At 66.8% G+C, this 5,482-nt stretch carries 4 protein-coding genes and 2 pseudogenes; 4 read left to right on the top strand and 2 right to left on the bottom strand.

Annotated features, from left to right (window positions below):
• The 4 genes and pseudogenes from I55_RS37265 to I55_RS20595 form a co-directional block, all read left to right on the top strand.
• Positions 1-354, top strand: a pseudogene (locus tag I55_RS37265) (hypothetical protein); the annotation flags it as partial.
• Positions 355-419: 65 nt separating this feature from the next.
• Positions 420-836, top strand: coding sequence for a thioesterase family protein (locus I55_RS20605; RefSeq protein ID WP_044562465.1), 417 nt, complete (start codon positions 420-422; stop codon positions 834-836).
• A 111-nt stretch (positions 837-947) separates the two neighbouring features.
• Positions 948-1,361 carry a VOC family protein gene (locus tag I55_RS20600; RefSeq protein ID WP_044562464.1) on the top strand — a complete coding sequence of 138 codons (414 nt, stop codon included), beginning with the start codon at positions 948-950 and terminating at the stop codon, positions 1,359-1,361.
• A 291-nt stretch (positions 1,362-1,652) separates the two neighbouring features.
• On the top strand, positions 1,653-2,522 hold the full coding sequence (locus I55_RS20595) for a DUF2189 domain-containing protein (RefSeq protein WP_044562463.1): 870 nt from the start codon (positions 1,653-1,655) through the stop codon (positions 2,520-2,522).
• A 7-nt stretch (positions 2,523-2,529) separates the two neighbouring features.
• Here the strand turns inward: I55_RS20595 and I55_RS20590 are convergent, their stop codons facing one another.
• Both I55_RS20590 and I55_RS20585 read right to left on the bottom strand, forming a co-directional pair.
• A complete protein-coding gene (locus tag I55_RS20590) occupies positions 2,530-4,065 on the bottom strand; it encodes an alkaline phosphatase family protein (RefSeq protein WP_199902663.1) in 1,536 nt (511 codons plus the stop codon).
• 412 nt (positions 4,066-4,477) lie between these two features.
• Positions 4,478-5,461 (bottom strand): annotated as a pseudogene (locus tag I55_RS20585) (O-acetylhomoserine aminocarboxypropyltransferase/cysteine synthase family protein); the annotation flags it as partial.
• Between the last annotated feature and the right edge of the window lie 21 nt (positions 5,462-5,482).

The raw sequence follows: 5,482 nt of genomic DNA, 5'->3' as shown, positions 1-5,482 counted from the left end.
GCCCGCGCCGCCGCCGCCCTCGGCCAGATGGTGCTGGACCGGGGCCGCGCACCGGACGGCCGCCACATCGTCAGCGCCCAATGGCTGGCCGACAGCACCGCCCCCCTCCACGCAATCGCCGCCCAGGACCCCTACGCCGATTCCTATGGCTACCTCTGGTACGCCAAGGACGAAGCGATGGGCGGCGGCCGGACGGTGCCCGTGCACTTCGCGTCCGGCAACGGCGGCAACAAGATCTACGTGGTGCCCTCGCTGGACATGGTGGTGGCTATCACCTCCAGCGCCTACGGCAAGGGCTATGGCCAACGGCGATCGCAGGATATCCTGCTGGCCATCCTGGCGGCCACGCCCTGACACTCCGGGGTCTGGCACCCCGAAGCCTGAAGGATAATGGCCGCCCAACAGAGGAGGCCGCCCCCGTGAAATCCTGCCTGCAACCCGGCCTGCGCCACAGCGAAAGCCTCACCGTCGACGCCAGCATGCTCGTGCCCGCCCTGCCCGCCGCCTTCGGTGGCTTCCACGACATGCCGCCGGTCTTCGCCACCGCGCAGATGGTGGCCTTCATCGAATGGACCTGCGTGCGGGCGCTGGCGCCTTATCTGGAACCGGGGGAGCGCACCGTCGGCACCCATGTCGACGTCAGCCACGTCGCCGCCACGCCCGTGGGCATGATTGTCACCGCCACCGTGGAACTGGTCGCCATCGACGGCCGGGCCCTACGCTTCAAGGTCTCCGCCCACGACGCCACCGGCCTGATCGGCGAAGGCTTCCACAGCCGGGGCGTGATCGACTACGCCCGCTTCATGGCGCGGGTGGAGAAGAAGGCGGCGTGCTGAAGAACTCGACATGGACACTGGGGCGCCCCACTGAAAGAAAAATCTGAGGGCCTGTCGGCTCCGGATGGCCCGGCCCGTCCTTCGGGTACTGCTTCCTGAAAGGAGAGGACAATGGCCAAGCAAATCTTCGTCAACCTGCCAGTGCGAGATCTGCCCAAAGCGATGGCGTTCTATACCGCCATCGGCGCGGTGAACAATCCGCAGTTCACTGACGAGACTGCTGCCTGCATGGTGTTTTCCGACACCATCTTCGTGATGCTGCTGACACACGATAAGTGGAGGGTTTTCACCCAAAAGCCCATTACCGACACTCACGCCAGCGGGGCCTTGATGTTGGCGCTGTCCTGCGACGACCGCGCCGCCGTGGACACCATGGCCGAAGCCGCAAGCCGGCACGGCGGCAAGGTTGATGTGAACCCCAAGCAGGATCTCGGCTTCATGTACAGCCGCAGCTTCGAAGACCCGGATGGCCATGTCTGGGAACCCCTTTTCCTGGACACCGCCCAACTCCCACCCCAGCCTTAGCCCCCCCCCCCACAGGCTGCCCCATCTCGACAAGACAAGCACGCGGAACGCGCTGGGACCGGATATTGGAAGCCGCTTCTCCCTTTCCGGTCCCCATCCCCCTTCCCCGCGCCCATTAACAAGCCCATCCAACCGGCGTACACTTCCCGCGAAACAGGAGCGGCGCTTAACCGCCCTGCGCGGCTGGGCCCTGACCATTGGACGTCGGTCGCGACAAGACATCCCCGCCTTGGGCCCGACCGATCTCTGGGCCCCTGCCTGAAACCGCAACGCGTTCAGGAGGATCAGGGCATGACACAAGAGACGATACGCAATCCCGTGGAGTGGACGTGGGAACGGCTGGGTGAGGCGGCGGCCGGGGTCGCCAGCATCGGCCGGGCCATCGGGCATATGGAGGACATGAAGGCGCATGAGGCGCCGGTGGTGCGGCGCATCGGCGTGGCCGACCTGGGTGAGGCCATCGCCGCCGGCCTGCGCGACGTTGGCGCCTTTCGCACCGACGTCTTCGCGCTGTGCATCCTCTATCCCATCCTGGGCTGTGTGCTGGCCCGGGCGGCGGTGACCCTGGACATGCTGCCGATGCTGTTTCCCCTGGGGTCCGGCTTCGTCCTGGTGGGGCCAGTGGCCGCCATCGGCCTCCTGGAGATGAGCCGGCAGCGGGAACGCGGCGCCCAGCCCAGCTGGCGGCAGGCGTTCGGCCCCCTGCGCAGCCCGGCCATCGCCGCCATTGCCACGCTGGGCCTGGCGCTCACCCTTCTCTACTTCCTGTGGCTCTACGTCGCCCAGGCCGTCTATGACGCCACCCTGGGACCCCAACCGCCGGCATCGCTGGCGCGGTTCGCCGTCGACGTGGCGGGAACCGGCGCCGGGTGGACCATGATGGCGGTGGGCTGCGCCATCGGCGCCGGCTTCGCCGCCGTCGTCCTGGCCGTCGCCGCCATCAGCTTCCCCCTGCTGCTGGACCGCGACCTGCCGCTGCATACCGCCGTCGGCACCTCCATCCGCGCGGTCAGGGCCAACCCCAGCGTCATGGCGCTGTGGGGCCTGATCGTGGCCGGCAGCCTGTTCCTGGGCACCCTGCCCGCCTTCGTCGGCCTGATCGTGGTGATGCCGGTGCTGGGCCACAGCACCTGGCACCTCTATCGTCGGCTGGTGGCCTGACTGATGGTCAAGCCGTGCCCGGGGCGGCGGCCTCCGGGGCGGCGGCTTTCGGGGCTGGCGCGTCCTCGCCCTCGGGCAGCACCGTCGGCAGCGGCGCCCGGGGCGTGGCCATGATCGGCCCCGCCTGGCGCCGGGCCTTGTGCTGCTTCCACGCCGCGGTGCGGGCACGGATATAGTCGGCCACCGCCGCGGCGGTCGACAGATCCGGCGGCTGGTGGTCGAACGTGCCGTAGGCGTTGGCGACCGGCAGGTCGGCCAGGCGCTGGGCGTGCACCAGTTCCAGGGCGGAGGGCTTGCCAGGCCCCGGATGCACCTGCCCCGAGGTGGGCACCACCACGCCCGCCAGCGGATCGTCGGTGCGCGGCTCATCCCGCGTCAGCACGTCGGCCAGGCTGGGCGCCGCCGCGTCGCGTCGGGTCAGGGGCGGGATGGTCCACCGCTCCTCGATGGTCTTGAGCACGGAGGTGTGGTCGATGGTGCCGTGGTCGGCGCGAAACACCGTCCCCGGCTCGATCAGGGGGGAGATCAGGACCGCCGGCACACGGACGCCGAAGCGGCGGAAATCGAAATGATCGAATTCCCCCACCGTATCGTCGGGCGGCGTGGCGCCATAGGGCGGCGGCACATGGTCGTAGCAGCCGCCATGCTCGTCATAGGTGATCACCAGCAGCGTCTCATTCCAACACGGGCTGTCGCGCAGGGTGTAATAGACATCGTGGATCAGCTGCTCCCCCAACGCGACATCGTAATTGGGATGCTGACTGTTGCCGGTGTAGGAGAAGTCTGGTTCCAGGAAGGTGTAGGCCGGCAGGGTGCCCGCGCGGGCGCGGGCCTGGAAATCGGTGAACAAGCCGAAATGGCTGTCGGGCGCGTCGCGGGTGTCGGGATAATCCAGGCGGGTCATCGGCGGCTGGTTATAGCCGAAGATGGCCCAGTCCACGCCGAAGCGCGACAGTTGGCCGAAAATGCTGGGACAGGTGAAGGTTTTCACCTTGTTGTCCAGGTGCCCCTGCGAGGTGGCGGCGGCGGCGAAGCAGCGGTTGGGAATGGTCTGCGTCGGTACCGACGCGAACCAGCGGTCGCACACCGCATAGCCACGCGCCAGGCCCGACAGGACGGGCAACAGGTCCGGCGTGAACATGCCCATGATGTCGTTCGGCGCGGTGCCAGGCAGCACATGCATGTACTGCTGCCCGTTGTCGTAGTTGATAGCGCTGCGGAAATTGACGACGAAGCCCCGGTTCTCCGGCCGCGCGCGGTCCGGCGGGTTCTCGGTGGAGAACAGCTGGACGTTGGTGTTGAAGAAGCCCTCGCCCGGGTCGCCGCCCGGCATGAAATAGGGGCTGGGCTGCACTTCCCGCCCGATCTTGAAGACGGGCACCTCGTTCCCAGCGCCGTCGGGATTGGTCTCGCGCCCGGTCAGCCCCTCGAAATGATGACCAGCGGGGGAGCGGTTGCCGCTGTCCTCATAGAGGAAGCCCAACATCTGGTCGAATGACCGGTTTTCCAGCATCAACTGGACCACATGCTTGATTGACGACAAGCGGTTTTTCATTTCCCACCCCACCGGTTGACAATATTTTATTTGAATTCCAACAAATAAACACGCCTATTCTGCAATTTGTTTCACAATCCACATCTTTCTGAAAAATAAGGGAACATGGGCGGAATTAGTCCATGTGCCCGGAAGACCATTCAAGACGCGTTCAGCCGGAATAGCTGGCGTTCCAGAAGGCGAATACGGCGCGGCCGTCAGCGCCACCCTATAAGCAAACCCAGTGCCAGAAAATTCATAAGCGATCCCGGTCAACCGCCGGGAGCGACACCCATTGCGGACGTGTCGGACATGTCGGACACGGCTGTATGACAACCCGGTTGGGATCGATGGGACACGTCACCTGCCCCCGCAGGGAGAAAGGGCGCGGCGGTATAACCACCGCGCCCCACGAGCCGTGCTACGCCGCGTCCAGCGCCTGGGCTAGGTCGGCCAGGATGTCATCGATATGCTCGATGCCGACGGACAGGCGGACATAGCCGGGGGTGACGCCGGTGGCGGCCTGATCCTCGACCGACAGCTGGGAATGGGTGGTGCTGGCCGGATGGATGGCCAGGCTGCGGGCATCGCCGATGTTGGCCACGTGGTAGAACAGCTTGAGGCTGTCGATGAAGCGGCGGCCGGCCTCCGCCCCGTCTTTCAGCTCGAAGCCCACCAGCGCGCCATAACCGCCCTTCAGCACCGCGTCCGCCCGGCGGCGCAGCTCCCCCGTCTGCCGGCTGGGATGGATGACCTCGGCCACCTTGGGGTGCTCCGCCAGGAAGGCGGCGACGGCACTGGCGTTGCGGTTATGCTCCCGCAGGCGCAGCGGCAGGGTCTCCAGCCCCTGGATGGCCTGGAAGGCGTTGAAGGGGCTGAGCGCCGCGCCGATGTCGCGCAGCAGGGTGACGCGGGCGCGCAAGATGTAGGCGATGGGACCCAGCGGCTTCACCGCCTGCGTCCACACCGCGCCGTGATAGCTGGGGTCCGGCTGGTTCAGCAGGGGGAAGCGGTCGGCGTGCGCCTCCCAGTCAAAATTGCCGCCGTCAATCAGGACGCCGCCGATGCTGGTGCCGTGGCCGCCGATGTATTTGGTGGTGGAATAGACGACGACGGCGGCCCCCAGGTCCAGCGGGCGGGCCAGGATGGGCGTGGCGGTGTTGTCCATGATCAGCGGCACGCCCAGTTCCCGGCCAATGGCCGCCACCTCCGCGATGGGGAAGACGCGCAGCTTGGGATTGGGCAGCGTCTCGGCGTAATAGGCACGGGTGCGGTCGTCGGTGGCGCGGCGGAAGTTCTCCGGATCCGAGGGATCGACGAAGCGCGCCTCGATGCCCAGCTGCTTGAAGGTGTTGGCGAACAGGTTCCAGGTCACACGGTACAGGTCGGTGGAGGTGACGAAATTTCGCCGGCGCTGGCAAGGTCA

The sequence above is a fragment of the Azospirillum sp. B4 genome (assembly GCF_000333275.1).
Lineage (GTDB): Bacteria > Pseudomonadota > Alphaproteobacteria > Azospirillales > Azospirillaceae > Nitrospirillum.
This window is presented reverse-complemented; position numbering and strand designations above follow the sequence as displayed.

Bases quoted from the DNA above. Each gene is read 5' to 3' on its own strand.
- I55_RS20600 (WP_044562464.1), top strand. From the start codon at position 948: ATGGCCAAGCAAATCTTCGTCAACCTGCCAGTGCGAGATCTGCCCAAA.
- I55_RS20595 (WP_044562463.1), top strand. From the start codon at position 1,653: ATGACACAAGAGACGATACGCAATCCCGTGGAGTGGACGTGGGAACGG.